The 17,052-nt window shown below is 61.5% G+C and carries 16 protein-coding genes; 12 read left to right on the forward strand and 4 right to left on the reverse strand.

Annotated elements, in window-relative coordinates; translation table 11 throughout:
- Nucleotides 1–11: 11 nt before the first annotated feature.
- Both AB1495_RS07555 and AB1495_RS07560 read right to left on the reverse strand, forming a co-directional pair.
- Nucleotides 12–2,795 (reverse strand): [protein-PII] uridylyltransferase, encoded by a 2,784-nt coding sequence (locus AB1495_RS07555; RefSeq protein WP_037964853.1) that lies wholly within the window; start codon nt 2,793–2,795, stop codon nt 12–14.
- Between the two features lie 13 nt (nt 2,796–2,808).
- On the reverse strand, nt 2,809–3,993 hold the full coding sequence (locus tag AB1495_RS07560) for a penicillin-binding protein activator (RefSeq protein ID WP_074636053.1): 1,185 nt from the start codon (nt 3,991–3,993) through the stop codon (nt 2,809–2,811).
- Nucleotides 3,994–4,082: 89 nt separating this feature from the next.
- Between AB1495_RS07560 and rsmI the strand changes: the two genes are divergently transcribed.
- The 4 genes from rsmI to AB1495_RS07580 are packed head-to-tail and all read left to right on the forward strand — an operon-like array spanning nt 4,083 to nt 7,242.
- Entirely contained in the window at nt 4,083–4,943 is an 861-nt protein-coding gene (gene rsmI, locus AB1495_RS07565; RefSeq protein WP_064216389.1) for a 16S rRNA (cytidine(1402)-2'-O)-methyltransferase, read from the forward strand.
- A 1-nt stretch (nt 4,944) separates the two neighbouring features.
- The gene (locus AB1495_RS07570; protein ID WP_074636051.1) at nt 4,945–5,334 is read left to right on the forward strand and encodes a YraN family protein; all 390 of its coding nucleotides are present in this window, start codon (nt 4,945–4,947) and stop codon (nt 5,332–5,334) included.
- 58 nt (nt 5,335–5,392) lie between these two features.
- Nucleotides 5,393–6,328 (forward strand): glutathione synthase, encoded by a 936-nt coding sequence (gshB, locus tag AB1495_RS07575; RefSeq protein ID WP_074636049.1) that lies wholly within the window; start codon nt 5,393–5,395, stop codon nt 6,326–6,328.
- On the forward strand, nt 6,325–7,242 hold the full coding sequence (locus tag AB1495_RS07580) for an alpha/beta hydrolase (RefSeq protein ID WP_074636047.1): 918 nt from the start codon (nt 6,325–6,327) through the stop codon (nt 7,240–7,242). Before gshB ends, AB1495_RS07580 begins: the two co-directional genes overlap by 4 nt.
- Here AB1495_RS07580 and AB1495_RS07585 read toward each other — a convergent pair.
- Both AB1495_RS07585 and AB1495_RS07590 read right to left on the reverse strand, forming a co-directional pair.
- Nucleotides 7,208–8,722: a YifB family Mg chelatase-like AAA ATPase gene (locus AB1495_RS07585; RefSeq protein WP_074636045.1), complete on the reverse strand. Its 1,515-nt coding sequence runs from the start codon at nt 8,720–8,722 to the stop codon at nt 7,208–7,210. The genes AB1495_RS07580 and AB1495_RS07585 overlap by 35 nt on opposite strands.
- A gap of 120 nt (nt 8,723–8,842) precedes the next feature.
- Entirely contained in the window at nt 8,843–9,424 is a 582-nt protein-coding gene (locus AB1495_RS07590; protein ID WP_074636044.1) for a histidine phosphatase family protein, read from the reverse strand.
- Between the two features lie 181 nt (nt 9,425–9,605).
- Between AB1495_RS07590 and AB1495_RS07595 the strand changes: the two genes are divergently transcribed.
- From AB1495_RS07595 to AB1495_RS07630, 8 genes are all read left to right on the forward strand, one after another.
- Nucleotides 9,606–10,484 carry an RNA polymerase factor sigma-32 gene (locus AB1495_RS07595; protein ID WP_037944893.1) on the forward strand — a complete coding sequence of 293 codons (879 nt, stop codon included), beginning with the start codon at nt 9,606–9,608 and terminating at the stop codon, nt 10,482–10,484.
- A 106-nt stretch (nt 10,485–10,590) separates the two neighbouring features.
- Nucleotides 10,591–11,784 (forward strand): bifunctional phosphopantothenoylcysteine decarboxylase/phosphopantothenate--cysteine ligase CoaBC, encoded by a 1,194-nt coding sequence (gene coaBC, locus AB1495_RS07600; protein ID WP_074636283.1) that lies wholly within the window; start codon nt 10,591–10,593, stop codon nt 11,782–11,784.
- 64 nt (nt 11,785–11,848) lie between these two features.
- Nucleotides 11,849–12,298, forward strand: a complete 450-nt coding sequence (gene dut, locus AB1495_RS07605; RefSeq protein ID WP_039912208.1) for a dUTP diphosphatase — start codon at nt 11,849–11,851, stop codon at nt 12,296–12,298.
- A gap of 99 nt (nt 12,299–12,397) precedes the next feature.
- Nucleotides 12,398–13,207, forward strand: coding sequence for a phosphonate ABC transporter ATP-binding protein (gene phnC / locus AB1495_RS07610; RefSeq protein ID WP_074636042.1), 810 nt, complete (start codon nt 12,398–12,400; stop codon nt 13,205–13,207).
- Between the two features lie 67 nt (nt 13,208–13,274).
- Nucleotides 13,275–14,186, forward strand: a complete 912-nt coding sequence (gene phnD / locus AB1495_RS07615; protein ID WP_074636040.1) for a phosphonate ABC transporter substrate-binding protein — start codon at nt 13,275–13,277, stop codon at nt 14,184–14,186.
- A gap of 71 nt (nt 14,187–14,257) precedes the next feature.
- On the forward strand, nt 14,258–15,142 hold the full coding sequence (gene phnE / locus AB1495_RS07620) for a phosphonate ABC transporter, permease protein PhnE (RefSeq protein ID WP_005851294.1): 885 nt from the start codon (nt 14,258–14,260) through the stop codon (nt 15,140–15,142).
- Nucleotides 15,139–16,437, forward strand: a complete 1,299-nt coding sequence (phnE, locus tag AB1495_RS07625) for a phosphonate ABC transporter, permease protein PhnE (RefSeq protein WP_064216357.1) — start codon at nt 15,139–15,141, stop codon at nt 16,435–16,437. The genes phnE (AB1495_RS07620) and phnE (AB1495_RS07625) overlap by 4 nt, the downstream gene beginning before the upstream one ends.
- A complete protein-coding gene (locus AB1495_RS07630) occupies nt 16,437–17,051 on the forward strand; it encodes a chloramphenicol acetyltransferase (protein ID WP_074636038.1) in 615 nt (204 codons plus the stop codon). Before phnE (AB1495_RS07625) ends, AB1495_RS07630 begins: the two co-directional genes overlap by 1 nt.
- Nucleotide 17,052: the final 1 nt, after the last annotated feature.

The following is a 17,052-nucleotide window of genomic DNA, read 5'->3' on the forward strand; positions in this document are numbered from 1 at the left end:
AAGCGCCGATGTCAGTCCTGTGCCCGCGCAACACCGTCGATGATCGCCGCGCGCAACCGTTTCTCGAGCGTCTTCTGCTTGCTTTCGGTATAGTATTTCAGCCCGAACATATCCTTGACGTAGAAGGTATCGACCACCTGTTCGCCATAGGTCGCGATCACCGCATTGGCGATATAGACGTTGGATTCAGACAGCGACCGCGTGAGGTCATAGAGCAGGCCGGGGCGGTCGCGGGTATCCACCTCGATAATCGTGTAGATTTCGGAGCCTTCGTTATCAAAGGTGATATGCGTGGGCACCTTGAACACTTTCTCGCGCTTTTTCACCTTGTCGCGGGATTTCAGCGCATCGCGGGCCAGAATTTCACCCTTGAGCGTCTTGGAGATCATCTGCCGCAGCCGTGGCAGGCGCGAGACGTCGTAGGGGTTGCCCTCGGCGTCCTGAATCCAGAACGCATCAGTCACCCAGCCATCCTTGGTGGTATAGCTGCGGGCATCGACGACATTGGCCCCGACCAGCGCCAACGCACCGGCAAGCCGTGCAAAGATGCCCGGGTGGTCAGCCATGACAAAGCAGGCGCGGGTGGCGTCGCGGTCATCGTCAGGGTGCAGGTCAATGCGGATTTCACCGTCCTGGATATCGCGGAGCTGTTCGGCGAATACCACCTGCGATGCCGTATGAAGCCCCTGCCAATAGGGCGGGTAGTGGCGTGCGGTCTCGGCCTGAAGATCCTTGCGCGGCCAATGGGCAAGGGCCGCACGCAGGGCCTTTTTGGCCCCCGCGCCGCGGTTCTCGCGGTTGAGGTCTTCGAGCCCGGTTTCAAGCGCGCGTTTGGTTTGCCGGTAGAGCCCGCGGATCAGCACGGCTTTCCAGTTGTTCCATGTGTTCGGGCCGACGCCGCGGATATCGCAGACGGTCAGCACACACAGCAGATCAAGCCGTTTGACGGTCTGCACAGCCTTGGCAAAGTCCCGCACGGTGCGCGGATCGGAAATATCGCGTTTTTGCGCCATATCCGACATCAGCAGGTGGTAGCGGACCAGCCATTCGACCGTGTCGACCTCGGCCTTGTTCAGGCCCAGACGGGGCGCGATCTTGCGGGCCATTTGGGCTCCGAGGATCGAATGGTCTTCGGGGCGGCCCTTGGCGATATCATGCAGCAAGAGAGCGACATATAGCACCTTGCGGTTCACCCCACGTTGCAGGATCGACGAGGCGACGGGCAGGTCTTCTTCCAGCTCGCCCTTCTCGATCAGGGCAAGGTTTGTGATACACTGGATCGTGTGCTCGTCCACCGTATAGCTGTGATACATGTTGAATTGCATCATCGCCACGATGGGCTCAAACTCGGGGATGAAGGCCGACAGCACGCCCAGTTCGTTCATCCGGCGCAGGCCGCGTTCGGGGTTGCCGTGTTTCAGCATCAGATCAAGGAAGATCCGCCGCGCCTCGGGCGTGTTGCGCATGTCGTCGTCGATCAGGGCGAGGTTCGCTTTGACCAGACGCATCGCATCGGGGTGGATCAACATACCGGTGCGCAATGCCTCTTCGAAGATGCGCAGCAGGTTCAGCTTGTCGCTGATAAACGCTTTGCCATCGGTGACGGCCAGCCGCCCGCCCACGACCTCATAGCCGTCCCGCAGCTTGGGGCGACGGCGAAAGATGCGTTCAAGCAGGGGTTCCGCCTTGACGTGCAAGGCTTCGAGCTTGGTGAGGAAGATGCGCGTCAGCTCGCCCACTTCGGTGGCATGGCGGAAATAGGCCTGCATGAACACCTCGACCCCGCGGCGGCCCCGCGTGTCGCGGTATCCCATCGCCTCGGCCACGGCGACCTGCATGTCAAAGGTCAACTGTTCGGTCGCGCGTCCTGAAATGAGGTGCAGGTGCCCGCGTACCGCCCAAAGAAAATTCTCGGCCGCGACGAAAGTCTTGAACTCTTCCTCCAGAAACACGCCGCGGTCGACAAGATCGGCGGCATGTTCGACGCTGTAGATATGTTTGGCGATCCAGAACAACGATTGCAGATCGCGCAAGCCGCCCTTGGCCTCTTTGACGTTGGGCTCTACCACATAACGCAGACCCTGCTTGCGGTGCCGCGCGTCGCGTTCCTCCAGCTTGGCTTCGATAAAGCTGCGACCGGTGCCTGCAAAAAGATCGGTCTTGAGCGTTTCATCCAGATCCTGCGCCAAAGCCACATCCGCGGCGATAAAGCGGTGCTCCAGCAGGGCTGTCTGGATCGTAAAATCCTCGCGGCCAAGGGTCACGCAGTCGCGGATGGTGCGGGTGGAATGGCCGACCTTCAACTTGAGATCCCATAGCATGTACAGCATGGATTCGATCAGGTTTTCAGTGCGCTGGCTGGGCGTTTGGGGGATGAGGAACAGTAGGTCCACATCGGAATAGGGGGCCATCTCTCCGCGGCCATACCCGCCGACGCCGATCACGGCGAGCCGGTCGTTCGGGCCAAGCGTTTCAACCGGGTGGAGCCGTTGTCCGGCGATCTGCAGGGTCGTGCGGACAAGCTGATCGGTGAGGTAGCAATAGGCCGACGTCATGGGGCGCGCGTTGAACGGTGACGCCGCAAAGGCGCGGGCGATTTCGGCACGCCCGTTCTTTTGCGCGTCTTGCAAAACGGCGACGGCGGCGGCCTGAATCTCTGCCGGATCGGTCAAACCGTCCAGCACGTCCTTGAGCGCGGCAGAAACAGCCGCTTCGTCAAAGATGCGTTTGGGAGTGCTGATCAGGTGACGCGCGGTGGCCTCACCTGATTCTGCTGGTGCAACAAGGGGTTTCACAAAAGGCGGTCCCTTAGAAACCGGCCCCGCCAAAGGCTTGGGGGGCAGGGCTGATGATGACGACCTGCTGGTTGCGGATCGTGGCAACGGCAAGGCCGCGTTCGGCGGTGCCGTCTGCCTTGAGGCGGAACACGCCGCTTGCCCCGCGGAAGCCCGCGCCTTGGGTTAGGCGTGCCGCCGACAACGCGTCGGGTTTACCGGATTTCGCCAAGGCACCCACGGCTGCGATCCCATCAAAGGCCAGACCAGCGATCGGGCCGGGTGTGTCGCCATAGGCTGCAGCATAGCGCTGCGAAAATGCGGTTGTTGCACCGGGGTCGGGCAGGGCGAACCAGCCGCCTTGCACGCCGGGCAGCGCCAGCGTCTGCGGCGGGATATCCCAGCGGGTCAGACCGATGTACTGCGTGGTGGCACCGCTGATCCCAGCTTCTGGCAGCAACTGTGCGAAGAGCGGCAGCGCACTGGCCGAGGATGTCGTCAGGAAGATCGCATTCGCCCCGTTGCTTTCTACGGCAGCTTTCACGCGCGGCACGGCAGACATTACGGCTTCTTGGCTCAGCGCGTAATCAACCGTACCGGCAGAGGTCGCCCCGTTTGCGGCAATCGCCTTGAGAATAGCATCGCGGCCCAGCTGGCCGGCCAGATCCTGACCGTGCAGCACGAGAATCTTGTCTTTTCCGTTGCTCTTGGCGTAGCGGACCAGTCGGTTGGAGGTGTCGTTAAAGTTCTGACCCAGCACAAAGACGTTGCCGCCTGCGATGCTGGGGTTGTTCGAGAAGGACAGGACATTCACGCCCTGTGCTGCAACCGCGTTGCCCGCCGCATTTGCGGCCTCGCCATAAAGCGGCCCCAAAATGATCTGAGCCCCATCAGTGACGGCCTGCGCCGCCGCAGTGCCCGCAGTGCCAGCATTGCCGCCCGTGCCATAGACCCGCAGGTCAATTTGCACGCCGCCCAGATCGCGGATCGCAAGACGCGCAGCGTTCTCAAGCTCTTGCGCCAGCAGGTTATCCGCCGCCGTACCGCCGCGCGGGATCAGCAAGGCCACCGGAATAGGTTTGCTTGGGTCGACTTTGGGGCCCTTGGACCCGTTCATGTTGGTCATCGCCACAGGTTCACAGGCGGCAAGCGCCAATGCGATCAGTGGCAGGATCAAAAGCCGCAGTGGCTTGCGAAGGATGTTGAAAACAGCGATCATAACGGTGTCACTCCATTGGTGGCAGGTCGGCGGCAATGGCCCGAGGGACATATGCACTGATCATAGAGGGTGCGAAAGGCGGGTCCAGCTTGAATTATCAAAAGATTCCCCTTGCGGCGGGGCTTTACTTTGTCGGGGTGCCGATCGGCTCTGCCCGCGACATAACCTTGCGGGCGCTCGACGTGCTGGCCTCGGCTGATGTGCTGGCGGCGGAAGACACGCGGAGCCTGCGTAAGTTGATGGATATCCATGGGGTGCCTCTCAACGGGCGGCAGATTGTGGCGCTGCACGACCATTCGGGCAGTGGTGTGCAGGACAAGCTTGTCACCGCGATCCGCGATGGGCAATCCGTCGCCTATGCCTCTGAGGCTGGCATGCCGCTGATCGCGGATCCGGGGTTCGAACTGTCCCGCGGTGTGGGCGAGGCAGGGCTCATGCTGACCTGCGCCCCGGGCCCCTCGGCGGTGCTGACCGCGCTGGCTTTGGCAGGGCTGCCGACGGATGCCTTCTTTTTCGCAGGGTTCCTGCCCAATGCGAAAGGCGCACGGCTCACGGCGCTGCAAAAGTTGAAAGAGGTGCAAGGCACGCTGGTTTTCTACGAATCACCCAAGCGGGTGGGGGCGATGCTGCGCGATGCCGCACAGGCGCTGGGCGGGGAACGTCCGGCGGCTGTCTGTCGCGAATTGACCAAGAAGTTCGAGGAAATTCAGCGCGGTACCCTGGATGAGTTAACCGAACACTACAGCGGTAAAGCCCCGAAGGGCGAGATTGTTGTGCTGATTGATCGCGGGCGTTTACCGGCTGTTAGCGAAAGTGATCTAACCTCTGACCTTGCGAACGCATTGGAAACGAATTCGATGCGCGATGCCGTCGACATGGTGGCGCAGGCATATGATGTGCCGCGCCGACAGGTGTATCAGGCGGCATTGGAACTGGGGAAAGAAACCTAAGATGACCGACACACTGATGACATTGGCGAAATCCGTTCAAGGCGCTGTTTCCTATCACGCAGGTCGTGCGGCTGAACTGCAGGTTTCGGATGACTACCGCCGCCGCGGCTTTGATCTGGCACATGAACGGTGGCGCGGTAAGGCGGGCGAAATTGATCTGATCATGCGCGACGGCGACGGGATCGTCTTTGTCGAAGTGAAGAAAAGCAAAAGCCATGACAGCGCCCTGCAGCGTCTGAACCGGAAACAGATGCGCCGTATCTATCGATCCGCCGAAGAATTCATTGGCGGCGAACCCAAAGGCGCGCTGACGGACGTGCGGTTTGACGTGGCGTTGGTCGATCAAACCGGTGACCTGCGTATCCTTGAAAACGCCTTCGGGCACGACTGACCCATTGCACCCCATGCCCTGCTGCGCCATCTAGAAAGGAACAACAGGGAGACCCCTTATGAAAATCGCCTTTCAGATGGACCCGATCGGGGACGTGAACATCAACGCGGACAGCAGCTTTCGCCTGGCCGAGGAAGCACAGGCGCGCGGGCACGCGCTTTTCTACTACACCCCCGATCACCTCGCCTATCAAGAGGGGCGCATAACCGCACGGGGTCATGATCTGACCGTGCAGCGGGTACAGGGTGATCACGCCACCTTGGGGCCTGAACGCGAGGTTGATCTGGCGGATTTCGACGTGGTCTGGCTGCGGCAGGATCCGCCGTTCGACATGCATTATATCACCTCGACCCATTTGCTGGACCGTCTGAAAGAGACAACGCTGGTGGTGAATGACCCGTTCTGGGTGCGGAACTACCCCGAAAAACTGCTGGTGCTCGATTTCCCGCAGCTGACCCCGCCCACCACAATCGCCCGTGATCTGGACACGATCAAAGCGTTCAAGGCGAAACATAAGGATGTCATCCTCAAGCCGCTATACGGGAACGGGGGCGCGGGTGTCTTCCGTCTGGACACGAATGATCGCAACCTCAGCTCTTTGCACGAACTGTTCACCGGTTTCTCACGCGAGCCGTTGATCGTACAGAAATTCCTGCCGGCTGTGTCCAAGGGCGATAAACGGGTGATTCTGGTGGATGGCGAACCCGTCGGGGCCATCAACCGCGTCCCGGCAGAGGGGGAAACCCGGTCGAACATGCATGTGGGCGGCCGCCCCGAGAAGGTCGGCCTGACAGAGCGTGACCTTGAAATTTGCGCCGCCATCGGCCCGTTGCTACGCGAGAAGGGGCAGATTTTCGTCGGCATCGATGTCATTGGCGACTATCTGACAGAGATCAACGTGACCTCCCCCACCGGCATACAAGAACTGGAACGTTTCGACGGCACCAATATCGCGGCCAAGATATGGGAAGCGATCGAACGTAAGCGCGCATGAGCTTGCTGCGCCCTCTGCTGAACGGCTATTTACGTTTGGTAGAGAAGCGCAAGCTGGCGCGCACGCGTGATGTGCATAAGATACGTCGTGATTTCGCGAAAACCGCGCGGCTGCTGTTTCGGGCACCGCGCGGCACCCAGATCACCCGCAGCCGCTTGGTTGGTGCGGGCGAGGTTCTGCGGGTGACCCCTGCGCAGACACGCTCTGATCTGGTGATCTTTTACATTCATGGGGGTGGTTTTGTGTTCGGCAGCCCCGATACCCACGGGGCGATGCTGGGGGCCTTGGCGCAGCGTCTGGGGGCTGTGGCGGTATTGCCCTACTACCGTCTTGCCCCCGAAGCGCCGTTTCCCGCCGCAATCGAAGATGTCGCCACGGCCTATCAGGCGTTGCTCGACAGCGGTGTGTCGGCGCAGAATATCATTGTCGGCGGTGATAGCGCTGGCGGCGCGCTGGCTTTCAATCTGCTTAGCCGGCTTTGTGCAGGCAGTGGCCCCATGCCGCGCGCGCTTTTTGCCTTTTCACCGCTGACCGATTTTCTGCACGAGGGGGCCAGCTTCCGCGAGAATGCGGCACGAGAGGCCGTGTTGCCCGCCGCGCAGGCCGGTCTTATGGCAGAGATGTATCTGGCCGGTGCCGACCCCCGAGATCCCGATATAAGCCCCTTGCTTGCGAGCTATCCGGGGGCACCGCCAGTCTGGATCACCGTCGGGTCCACAGAGATTCTACGCGATGACGCGCGCCGGATGGCAGCGCATTTGCGGGATCAAGGTGTTAGCGCGTCGTTGGAAGAGAAGCATGACCTGCCCCACGTCTGGCCGATCTTCCACAATACCCTGCCCGAAGCGCGGGCCACGCTGGACGCATTGGCGCGCTGGATCACGCAACTGCCACCGACGGCAACCGAAAGCTGAGCGCTTCGGCCAGATGCGGTTTGCGCACGTCGCCGGCCCCGTCCAGATCCGCGATGGTGCGCGCCACACGCAATACCCTGTGATACCCACGGGCTGATAGGTGAAACCGCTCTGCCGCGCGGGACAGCAGCTGCCGCGCCTCCGTATCCGGGGCGGCGATCTGTTCCAGCAGGTCCCCTTCGGCATCTGCGTTCAGGGCCGCTGTGGGATGGTCGGCAAAGCGGTCGTGCTGGCGGCGGCGTGCGGCTTGCACCCTTTGGGCGACCTCCGCCGAGCCTTCCGCACTGGGGGGCAGGTCGAGGTCGGTATATCCCACGGGCGGCACATCTATGCGCAGGTCGAAGCGGTCACGCAGCGGGCCCGAGACGCGATTCATATAATCCTCTCCGCAAGCGGGGGCTTTGCTGCAGGCGCGGGACGGATCGCTAAGGTAGCCGCATTTGCAGGGGTTGGCTGCGGCGACAAGCATGAATTTGCACGGGTATTTCACATGTGCATTGGCGCGGGCGATCATCACCTCGCCCGTCTCGACGGGTTGGCGCAGGGTTTCCAGCACGGTGCGGGGGAATTCGGGGAATTCATCCATGAACAGCACGCCGTTATGGGCAAGGCTGACCTCTCCCGGTTTGGCCAGCCGTCCGCCGCCAATGATCGCCGCCATAGACGCCGTGTGGTGCGGTTCGCGGAACGGGCGCAGACGAGAGATGCCGCCGTCATCCAGAAGCCCGGCAAGCGAATGGATCATAGAGGTGCTGAGCGCTTCTTGTGCGGTCAGCGGGGGGAGGATGGAGGGTAAACGCGCCGCTAGCATGGATTTACCCGAGCCGGGCGTGCCGACAAACATCAGGTGATGACGTCCCGCGGCCGCGATTTCCAAGGCGCGTTTGGCGCGTTCCTGACCTTTGACATCACGCAGGTCATGCTGGCTGGGGCTTTGCGAGACTTCGCCCGGTGTGGCAGGGGGCAGCGGGGTTTGGCCGGTATAATGCCGCACCACCGCACCGAGGCTGGGGGCCGCGATCACCTGCGCATTGCCGACCCAAGCCGCTTCGGCACCAGAGGCAGCGGGACAAAGCAGGCTACGCCCGTTTTCCGCCGCAGCCATCGCCGCAGGCAGCGCGCCGATCACGGGGATCAGGCTCCCGTCCAGCGACAGTTCGCCCAAGGCGACGGTGCTTTGGATGACATCATTCGGCAGGATATCGATCGCCCCCAGCAGGGCCAGCGCGATCGGCAGGTCGAAATGGCTGCCCTCTTTAGGCAGGTCGGCAGGGCTGAGGTTGATCGTGATCCGTTTGCTGGGCAGGGCGATGGCCATCGCACCAAGCGCGGCACGGACCCTTTCGCGCGCTTCTGACACCGCTTTGTCGGGCAGGCCCACGATTGAAAAGGCGGGCATACCGGCAGAGAGCGCGCATTGCACCTCGACGATGCGCGCGTCGATGCCCTGGAATGCGACCGTATATGCCCGTGCGACCATTCTACCCCTGATGCCTTGCGATACCTCAGGGGTAGGGCGGGGGTGTTTAATAAGCGTTAACGGGCGTGGAAAGCGCTGGATTTGAGTTTAATTGGCAAAATGAAGGTAGGGTCGGGGCCGTCAGACCTGATGGTTGATGGTGCCGATGTCCCACCCCTGCGGGGTGATGTGGATATCCGTGACCGACAGGTTGTCGATCTTATGGGCCATCGCGGCATGGGCATCCACGCCAAGCGCGCGTTGGACCTGTGTCAGGATCACGCCGAAATGCGCCACGGCGATGATATCTGTGTTCGGATGGGCCTGTGTGATCCGGTCAACGGCGGCGTTGATCCGGCGGGCCGCGTCGTTCCAGCTTTCGCCTTCGGGAGCGGCGATGTCACCCGGGGTGGTCCAATAGGCGCGGCTGAGCTCGGGGTGGCTTTGCGATACATCGCGGGCGTGCATGCCGTCCCACAGCCCGAAATCAAGCTCGCGCAGGTCGCGGTCATGGGGCAGGCGCAGGCGGCTGACAGAGGCCAGTGTATCGGCGGTGGCAGAAGCGCGGATAAGGTCCGAGGATACCATCACGGCAGTCTGCGGCAGATGCGCGTTGAGCCGCCCGAGCTGTGCGACATCGGACAGATCGGCAGGGACATCGCGCCAGCCAACAAAGTTTTTCTCGTGGGTCGGGCCGTGGCGCACCCAATGCCAGATAGTCATGATCAGCGCGCCTTATTCGCCCAGTGGTTTGCGATTTATTTAGCGTCATTGTCACAAAGTCAAAGCAAGCTGCGCGGAAAAAAGCCGATTCTTTTTCGATTCCGCGTGAACCAACTGGCGGTTTTCCGCGTTTAGATGAAAAGGCGCAGACAGATGTGCCTCAATAGTAGGGATGGACATCATGACGCTGGCGCAATCACGTGAATTTTCTTTGACCCGCACCGCAATGAAGGCAGAGCTTTTAGATGCGGAGACAGAACTGAAGCTTGCCTATGCCTGGCGGGACGAACGCGACGAGGAAGCGCTGCACCGGCTGATCACAGCCTACATGCGTCTAGCTATCTCGATGGCGGGTAAATTCAAGCGCTATGGCGCGTCGATGAATGATCTGATCCAAGAGGCCGGATTGGGCCTGATGAAAGCTGCCGACAAGTTCGACCCCGACCGCGGGGTGCGCTTTTCTACCTATGCCGTCTGGTGGATCAAGGCGAGCATTCAGGATCACGTCATGCGCAACTGGTCGATGGTGCGCACCGGCTCTACATCCTCGCAGAAATCGCTGTTCTTCAACATGCGCCGCGTACAGGCACGCCTCGAGCGCGAGGCCCAGGCCGCGGGCGAGACCTTGGATAAGCATCAGCTGCGTCAGATGATCTCTACCGAGATTGGCGTGCCGATGCATGACGTCGAGATGATGGAGGGGCGTTTGTCCGGCTCTGATTTCTCGTTGAACGCGACGCAATCGGCCGAGGACGAGGGCCGCGAGTGGATCGACGCGCTGGTCGATGACAGCGCGCAGGCCGCCGAACGTGTCGAGGAAAGCCACGACACGCTGACGCTGCGCAGCTGGCTCTTGTCGGCGATGCAGGCCCTGAACGAACGCGAACAATTCATTGTGCGCGAACGCAAGCTGCGCGACCAGCCACGCACGCTTGAAAGTCTGGGTGCCGAGCTGAGCCTGTCGAAAGAACGTGTGCGCCAGCTAGAGGCCGCGGCCTTTGGCAAGATGCGCAAAACGCTTGAGACACAATCCTCCGAAGTGCGCCACTTCCTGATGTGAGCCCCCAGATATGATCCCGCGGTCTGCGCGCACTGCCGCAGGAACGGGCTGGCGGAAAATGAACCGCCCCCCTATGGTCGGAACGAATACCGACGAGGGGGCGATCATGCTGGCTGGCAAACATATTCTGCTGATAATCGGGGGCGGCATTGCCGCTTTCAAATCCCTTGATCTGATCCGTCGCCTGCGCGAACGCGGGGCCACTGTGACGCCCGTGCTGACCCGCGCGGGCGAAGAATTTGTGACGCCTTTGTCCGTTTCAGCGTTGGCGGGGCAGAAGCTGTATCGCGACTTGTTCGATCTGGGCGACGAGGCCGAGATGGGGCATATCCAGCTCAGCCGTGTCGCGGATTTGGTTGTGGTGGCCCCTGCCACGGCGGATCTGATGGCCAAGATGGCGAGCGGTGTGGCGAATGATCTGGCCTCTACCCTATTGTTGGCGACAGATACGCGGGTGCTGATTGCGCCGGCGATGAACGTGCGCATGTGGGACCACCCCGCGACGCAGCGCAACCTTGCGACCTTGCGCGGTGATGGCATCCATGTGGTCGGCCCGAATGATGGTGATATGGCCTGCGGGGAATTCGGCCCCGGACGCATGTCTGAACCGCTTGAGATCGTCGCCGCGGTCGAGGCGCAGCTGGCCGATGGTCCGCTAAAGGGGCGACGTATTCTGGTGACCTCCGGCCCGACGCATGAGCCGATTGACCCTGTCCGCTATATCGCGAACCGGTCCTCGGGCGCGCAGGGCACCGCTATTGCGCGCGCGTTGGCGGCGTTGGGGGCTCAGGTGATCTTTGTCACTGGCCCTGCCGACGTGCCCCCGCCCGACGGGGTAGAGGTGATCCGCGTGCAAACCGCGCAGCAGATGCAGGAGGCGGTAGAGGCCGCCTTGCCCGCCGACGCAGGCGTATTTGCCGCGGCGGTGGCGGATTGGCGCATGGCCAGTGCCAGTGATCGCAAGCTCAAGAAATCGAAAGACGGGCTGCCGGTGCTGAGCTTTGCTGAAAACCCCGATATTCTGAAAACCGTCAGCGCGGCGGGGGCGCGGCGGCCCAAGCTGGTCGTGGGCTTTGCTGCCGAGACGAATGACGTCGTTGAAAACGCCGCGGCGAAACGGCTGCGCAAAGGCTGCGACTGGATCGTTGCGAATGATGTCTCACCGGCGACAGGCATTATGGGCGGGGCGGAAAATGCTGTGACCCTGATCACGGATGCGGGTGCCGAAAGCTGGCCGCGTATGGGCAAGGATCAGGTGGCACAGCAGTTGGCCGCGCGCATTGCAGAGGCGTTGAGCTAGAGTTTTCTTGCCTTCGGCGAGGATTTAGAACCATTTGGAAAGCGCGCGTGCGGTGGAGCGGATGATGAGCGAGATCAAATTCAAACGGGTCAGCGGCAATGATGATCTGCCGCTGCCGTCCTACGCCACTGCCGGGGCGGCGGGTATGGATTTGCGGGCCTTTCTGCCCGACGGGCCGATGGAATTTGTAAAAGGGCAGATCAGTCTGATCTCTATCGGGTTCTCGGTCGAGCTGCCGCGCGGGACGGAGATGCAGATCCGGCCACGGTCGGGCCTGGCGTTGAAGCACGGGTTTCTGATTCCCAATGCGCCCGGCACGGTGGATGAGGATTACCGCGGCGTGGTGATGGTCGGGCTGTACTATGTAGGGGATGCGCCTTTCGTTATCCGGCACGGGGATAGGATCGCGCAGGCTGTTATTGCGCAGGTTCAGCAATACGCCTGTGTCGAGGTCGATGCCTTGTCCGATACCACGCGCGGGGACGGTGGATTTGGCTCTACCGGCCTGAAATAGACTAGGATCGTGAAAGGTTCCGCTGTCGTGAAACTTTCATAAAGCTGAAACGAATGTGAATTAATGCCGCCCTAGGTTCCCCGAAAAAAGGGGAACCGAATGCTTCAGCTTCAAGCCGTCACAAAAACATTTGGCGCGAATACAGCCGTTCACGCAGCGAGCTTTTCCGTCGACCGCCCGATGATGATTGGCATCATTGGCAGTTCCGGTGCCGGTAAGTCGACGCTGCTGCGGATGATGAACTGCCTGACCCCTGCCAGTTCCGGCGAGATTCTGGTCAACGGGCGCGACATCACCAAGCTGCGCGGGGCCGAGAAGCGCGACTGGCAATCCCATTGCGCGATGATCTTTCAGCAGTTCAATCTGGTGCCGCGTCTGGATGTGGTATCGAACGTGCTGCACGGCACGTTGAACCGCCGGTCGACATTGGCGACGATGTTCAACCTCTACCCCGAAGGCGACATCATCCGCGCCATCGATATTCTGGACCGTCTGGGCATTGCCGAGCACGCTCCCAAACGCGCCGAGGCCCTGTCGGGCGGGCAGCAGCAACGTGTCGCCATCGCGCGCGCACTGATGCAAGACCCCACGATTATTCTGGCCGATGAACCCATCGCCTCGCTTGATCCGATGAACGCGCAGCTGGTGATGCAAGCGCTGCGGGACATCCACGAACAGGACGGGCGCATGGTGATCGCGAACCTGCACACGCTGGACACCGCGCGACGCTATTGCGACCGCGTGATCGGCATGCGGCAGGGGCGCATCGTGTTTGACGGCACGCCCGCGCAGCTGACCACCGGCGTGGCGCGCGACATTTACGGGGCGGATGCCAGCTTTTCCGAAGCGACGACATCGACCCAGATCGAAACGCTGTCCCCCCGTCCCGAAACGGTGGCGGCGCAATAACCCCAATTATCATTTCATCCCCAGCCTCCGATCCTCGGGGGCCTATCTGCAAAAAGAGAGACGACCGATGAACAAACTACTTGCTGCTGCTTTCGCGACGACCGCCCTTGCGACGGGTGCTGTGGCCCAAACCGAAGCCATTTCCGAATTCCGCATCGGTATTCTGGGCGGCGAGAACGCGCAGGACCGGATGAATTCGAACGAATGTATGCGCGCCATGACCGAGGATGCCTTGGGCGTCCCGACCAAGCTGTTCGCCCCTGCCGATTATAACGGCGTTATCCAGGGTCTGCTGGGTGGCACGCTGGACATGGCATGGTTGGGTGCTTCGGCCTATGCCGCGGTATATCTGCAAGACGCTGAAGCGGTCGAGCCTGTGCTGGTGAAAATCAACGTGGACGGGTCCTATGGCTACCACTCCATCGGGTTTGCCCGCGCCGACAGCGGCATCACCAAGCTTGAAGACGTCAAGGGCAAGGTCTTTGGTTTCGGTGACCCGAACTCCACCTCGGGCTATCTGATCCCGTCGATCGAGATCCCCCAGATGGGCGAAGAGATCACCATGGACTCCGGCGCGTATTTTGGTGAGGTCAAGTTCACTGGTGGTCACGAGCAGACCATCGTTGCGGTCAACAATGGCGACATCGACGCAGGCGTGACCTGGGCTGATGGTCAGGGCAACTGGGAAGACGGCTACAACTCCGGCGCGCTGCGCAAGGCCGTGGACGCAGGCCTGGTCGATATGAATGATCTGGTGGAAATCTGGCGCTCCAAGCCGATCCCTGAAGGCCCCGTCGTGCTGCGCACCAGCCTGCCTCAGGACGTCAAAGACAAGATGACCGCGCTGGTCGACAACCTGTACGAGAACGACCCCGACTGCGCCTATGGCGTGGCGGCGGGCGAAAGCCTTGGGTTCGATCCGATTACCCATGACGCCTATGTCTCGATCATCGAAGCCCGCAAGGCAAAATCGAATTGATCCAAGTGATTTAAGCACTGTCGCTGGCTCCGATCCGCATCGGGGCCAGCATTTTTACGTAAGGGCTTCCCATGACCGCGACATCGCAAACCGACCCCGACCTGGCAGGGATTCAGGAAAACTATCTGGCACTGGCCCGATCAAAACGCTGGATGAATCTGGTGCTGCTGATCCTTTTCGTAGCGCTGCTGGTGGGTGGATTTAACACCGCAGGCAACCGCAATGCGGGCGGGTTCTGGGACGGCTTGCCGAATATTCTGGATTTTCCCGCCGATGTGATCGGCGAAGCGATAGAACGCGGGCACCTGCTGCCCGGCTATATGGCGAAATACCTGCCCTCGCTAATAGAAACGGTGAATATCGCCGCTGCCTCGACCCTGCTGGGGGCGATGGTCGGGCTGTTCTTGTCGCTGATGGTCACGCGCGGGTTGGCTCCGGTGCCGTGGCTCGTGGGCCCCTTGCGCCGCGTCTTGGATCTGCTGCGCGCCATACCCGAGATTGTCATCGCGCTGGTGCTGATCTTTCTGCTGGGGGGCGGGCCGGTGCCTGCGATGATCGCCATCGCGCTGCATACCATCGGTGCCTTGGGCAAGTTGTTCTCGGAAGTGAATGAAAACGCATCGCTCAAACCGGTAGAGGGGCTTGCCTCTGTGGGGGCGGGGTGGAGCCAGCGCATGTGGCTTGGCGTGATCCCGCAGGTGGCCCCGAACTACATCAGCTATGCGCTCCTGCGGTTCGAGATCAATATCCGCGCCTCTGCGATCCTTGGCTTCGTCGGGGCAGGGGGCATCGGCTATGACCTGCGCAACACCATGAGCTGGGGGCAGGGCAAATTCGACGAGGCCGCTGCCATCTTCCTGCTGCTGTTCCTGACGATTGTGATCGTCGACCAGCTTTCTTCCGTTTTCCGTAACCGTCTGACCCACGGCCTGCCGAGCGCAAAGGTGACCCTATGACCGCGACCGCCCTTCACACCCAGACGATGGTCCATTTCTCGCGCAAGCGGATGGCTGCGCTGGCGCTGCCCGTGATCGTTCTGGCCTATTTCGTCTATATCTTCTTTGCCTTCGATATTCCGGGGCTGGGGGATCGGATCAACGTGGGCAATGCCCGCACGCTGGTGGCCGATGCATATAGCTACAAGACCCATGTCACGCAGGACAACCGCGACGGCGCGTTTTCCGTCGCGATCGAAGGCGAGCGTAAGGGCGCATATGAAGCCGGCACGGCCCCCGATTGGGTCACGTTGGGGGATCGCCCTGTCGCGGATCTGGGGGGCGGGCATATCGTGACCTTTGGCCCGCAGGTCAGCTATGACATCCCGGGCTATGGCACGGTCGTGGCCGAGCCGGGGCAGCGCGGTGTTCAGGCGACATTCCCGCCCGGCGATGTGCCCGACTATATCAGCGCGTCCAAGAACCGCGTGATGATCAACACCGAGGCAGGGCGGCTGACGATCACCCGCAACCGGACCGAGGTGTTCAAATACGACTACGGGTGGGAGCTGTTCTTTTTCACGCTCGACAGCCCCTATCACGGGCTGGGCCCGGTCGCGCTGATGGGCCGCGCGTTCAGCGGTGAAGCGGGCGCGATCTTCCATGACTTCTGGACCAACCGCATGTGGCGGCACAGTGATGTGGCCTGGGCGCTTTACGAGACTTTGCTGATGGCCTTTCTGGGCACATTCGGCGCGGCGATCATCGCCCTCCCGCTGGGGTTCCTTGCGGCCAAGAACTTTACCCCGCTGCGGTCCTTGCGCTTTGCTGCGCGGCGGATGTTCGATTTCCTGCGCGGTGTCGACGGGCTGATCTGGACCATCGTCCTGTCGCGCGCCTTCGGGCCGGGGCCGCTGACTGGAGCCTTGGCGATCCTGCTGACCGACACAGGGTCTTTCGGCAAGATGTTCTCGGAAGCGCTGGAGAATGTGGACGGCAAACAGATCGAAGGCATCGCCTCTACCGGGGCCAAGCCGCTGCAACGCTACCGTTTTGGGGTGCTGCCGCAGATCGTGCCCGTGCTGCTCAGCCAGGTCCTCTATTTCCTCGAATCCAACACCCGCTCTGCGACGATCATCGGGGCGATCACCGGCGGCGGCATCGGTCTGCTGCTGACGCAAGCGATTGCCACACAGAAGGACTGGGAAGAGGTGACCTATTATATCGTGCTGATCGTGCTCATGGTCATGGCGATGGACAGTTTCTCGGGCTGGCTGCGCCGCAAGCTGATCAACGGTGACGAGGGCGGTCACTGATGCCGCGCCTGACTGCCGACAGCCCCTTCATCCACCCCGACTGCGAGATCAAAGATGCTACATTCGGAGCCTATACAGAGATCGGGCGCGGGTCGCGGATCGCCCATAGCCAGCTTGGCGATTACAGCTATTGCGACCGCTACGCCGACATTGCCAACACCAACGTGGGCAAATTCTCGAACATCGCGGCCTATGTGCGGATCGGGGCCACAGACCACCCGATGGAAAAAGCCAGCCTGCATCACTTTCACTACCGCGCGGGCGACTACTTTGACGGTGCGGCTGACGATGACGCTTGGTTCGCTCACCGTCGCAGCCGGCGCGTTACCCTTGGCCATGACACATGGCTTGGCAATGGCGCACAGGTGCGGCCAGAGGTAACGATCGGCCACGGCGCGGTTGTCGCGGGTGGGGCCATCGTGACCAAGGATGTCGCCCCCTATATGATCGTCGCGGGTATTCCCGCGGTGCCGCTGCGGGCGCGGTTCAGCGCGGGCATCGCTGACCGGATGATGGCGCTGGCATGGTGGGACTGGCCCCATGACGCCTTGCACCGCGCGCTGGATGATTTCCGCGCGCTGTCAGCCGAGGCGTTTCTGGAGCGCTACGAATAAC

The organism is Sulfitobacter pontiacus (assembly GCF_040790665.1).
GTDB classification, from domain to species: domain Bacteria; phylum Pseudomonadota; class Alphaproteobacteria; order Rhodobacterales; family Rhodobacteraceae; genus Sulfitobacter; species Sulfitobacter pontiacus.

What these genes read in the sequence shown, in the direction of transcription:
- AB1495_RS07630 (WP_074636038.1), top strand. Translation starts at nt 16,437, where the DNA reads ATGCCGCGCCTGACTGCCGACAGCCCCTTCATCCACCCCGACTGCGAG.
- AB1495_RS07585 (WP_074636045.1), bottom strand. Translation starts at nt 8,722, where the DNA reads ATGGTCGCACGGGCATATACGGTCGCATTCCAGGGCATCGACGCGCGC.
- AB1495_RS07580 (WP_074636047.1), top strand. Translation starts at nt 6,325, where the DNA reads ATGAGCTTGCTGCGCCCTCTGCTGAACGGCTATTTACGTTTGGTAGAG.
- phnD (WP_074636040.1), top strand. Translation starts at nt 13,275, where the DNA reads ATGAACAAACTACTTGCTGCTGCTTTCGCGACGACCGCCCTTGCGACG.
- coaBC (WP_074636283.1), top strand. Translation starts at nt 10,591, where the DNA reads ATGCTGGCTGGCAAACATATTCTGCTGATAATCGGGGGCGGCATTGCC.
- phnE (WP_064216357.1), top strand. Translation starts at nt 15,139, where the DNA reads ATGACCGCGACCGCCCTTCACACCCAGACGATGGTCCATTTCTCGCGC.
- phnC (WP_074636042.1), top strand. Translation starts at nt 12,398, where the DNA reads ATGCTTCAGCTTCAAGCCGTCACAAAAACATTTGGCGCGAATACAGCC.
- dut (WP_039912208.1), top strand. Translation starts at nt 11,849, where the DNA reads ATGAGCGAGATCAAATTCAAACGGGTCAGCGGCAATGATGATCTGCCG.
- AB1495_RS07590 (WP_074636044.1), bottom strand. Translation starts at nt 9,424, where the DNA reads ATGACTATCTGGCATTGGGTGCGCCACGGCCCGACCCACGAGAAAAAC.
- phnE (WP_005851294.1), top strand. Translation starts at nt 14,258, where the DNA reads ATGACCGCGACATCGCAAACCGACCCCGACCTGGCAGGGATTCAGGAA.
- gshB (WP_074636049.1), top strand. Translation starts at nt 5,393, where the DNA reads ATGAAAATCGCCTTTCAGATGGACCCGATCGGGGACGTGAACATCAAC.
- AB1495_RS07570 (WP_074636051.1), top strand. Translation starts at nt 4,945, where the DNA reads ATGACCGACACACTGATGACATTGGCGAAATCCGTTCAAGGCGCTGTT.
- AB1495_RS07595 (WP_037944893.1), top strand. Translation starts at nt 9,606, where the DNA reads ATGACGCTGGCGCAATCACGTGAATTTTCTTTGACCCGCACCGCAATG.
- AB1495_RS07560 (WP_074636053.1), bottom strand. Translation starts at nt 3,993, where the DNA reads ATGATCGCTGTTTTCAACATCCTTCGCAAGCCACTGCGGCTTTTGATC.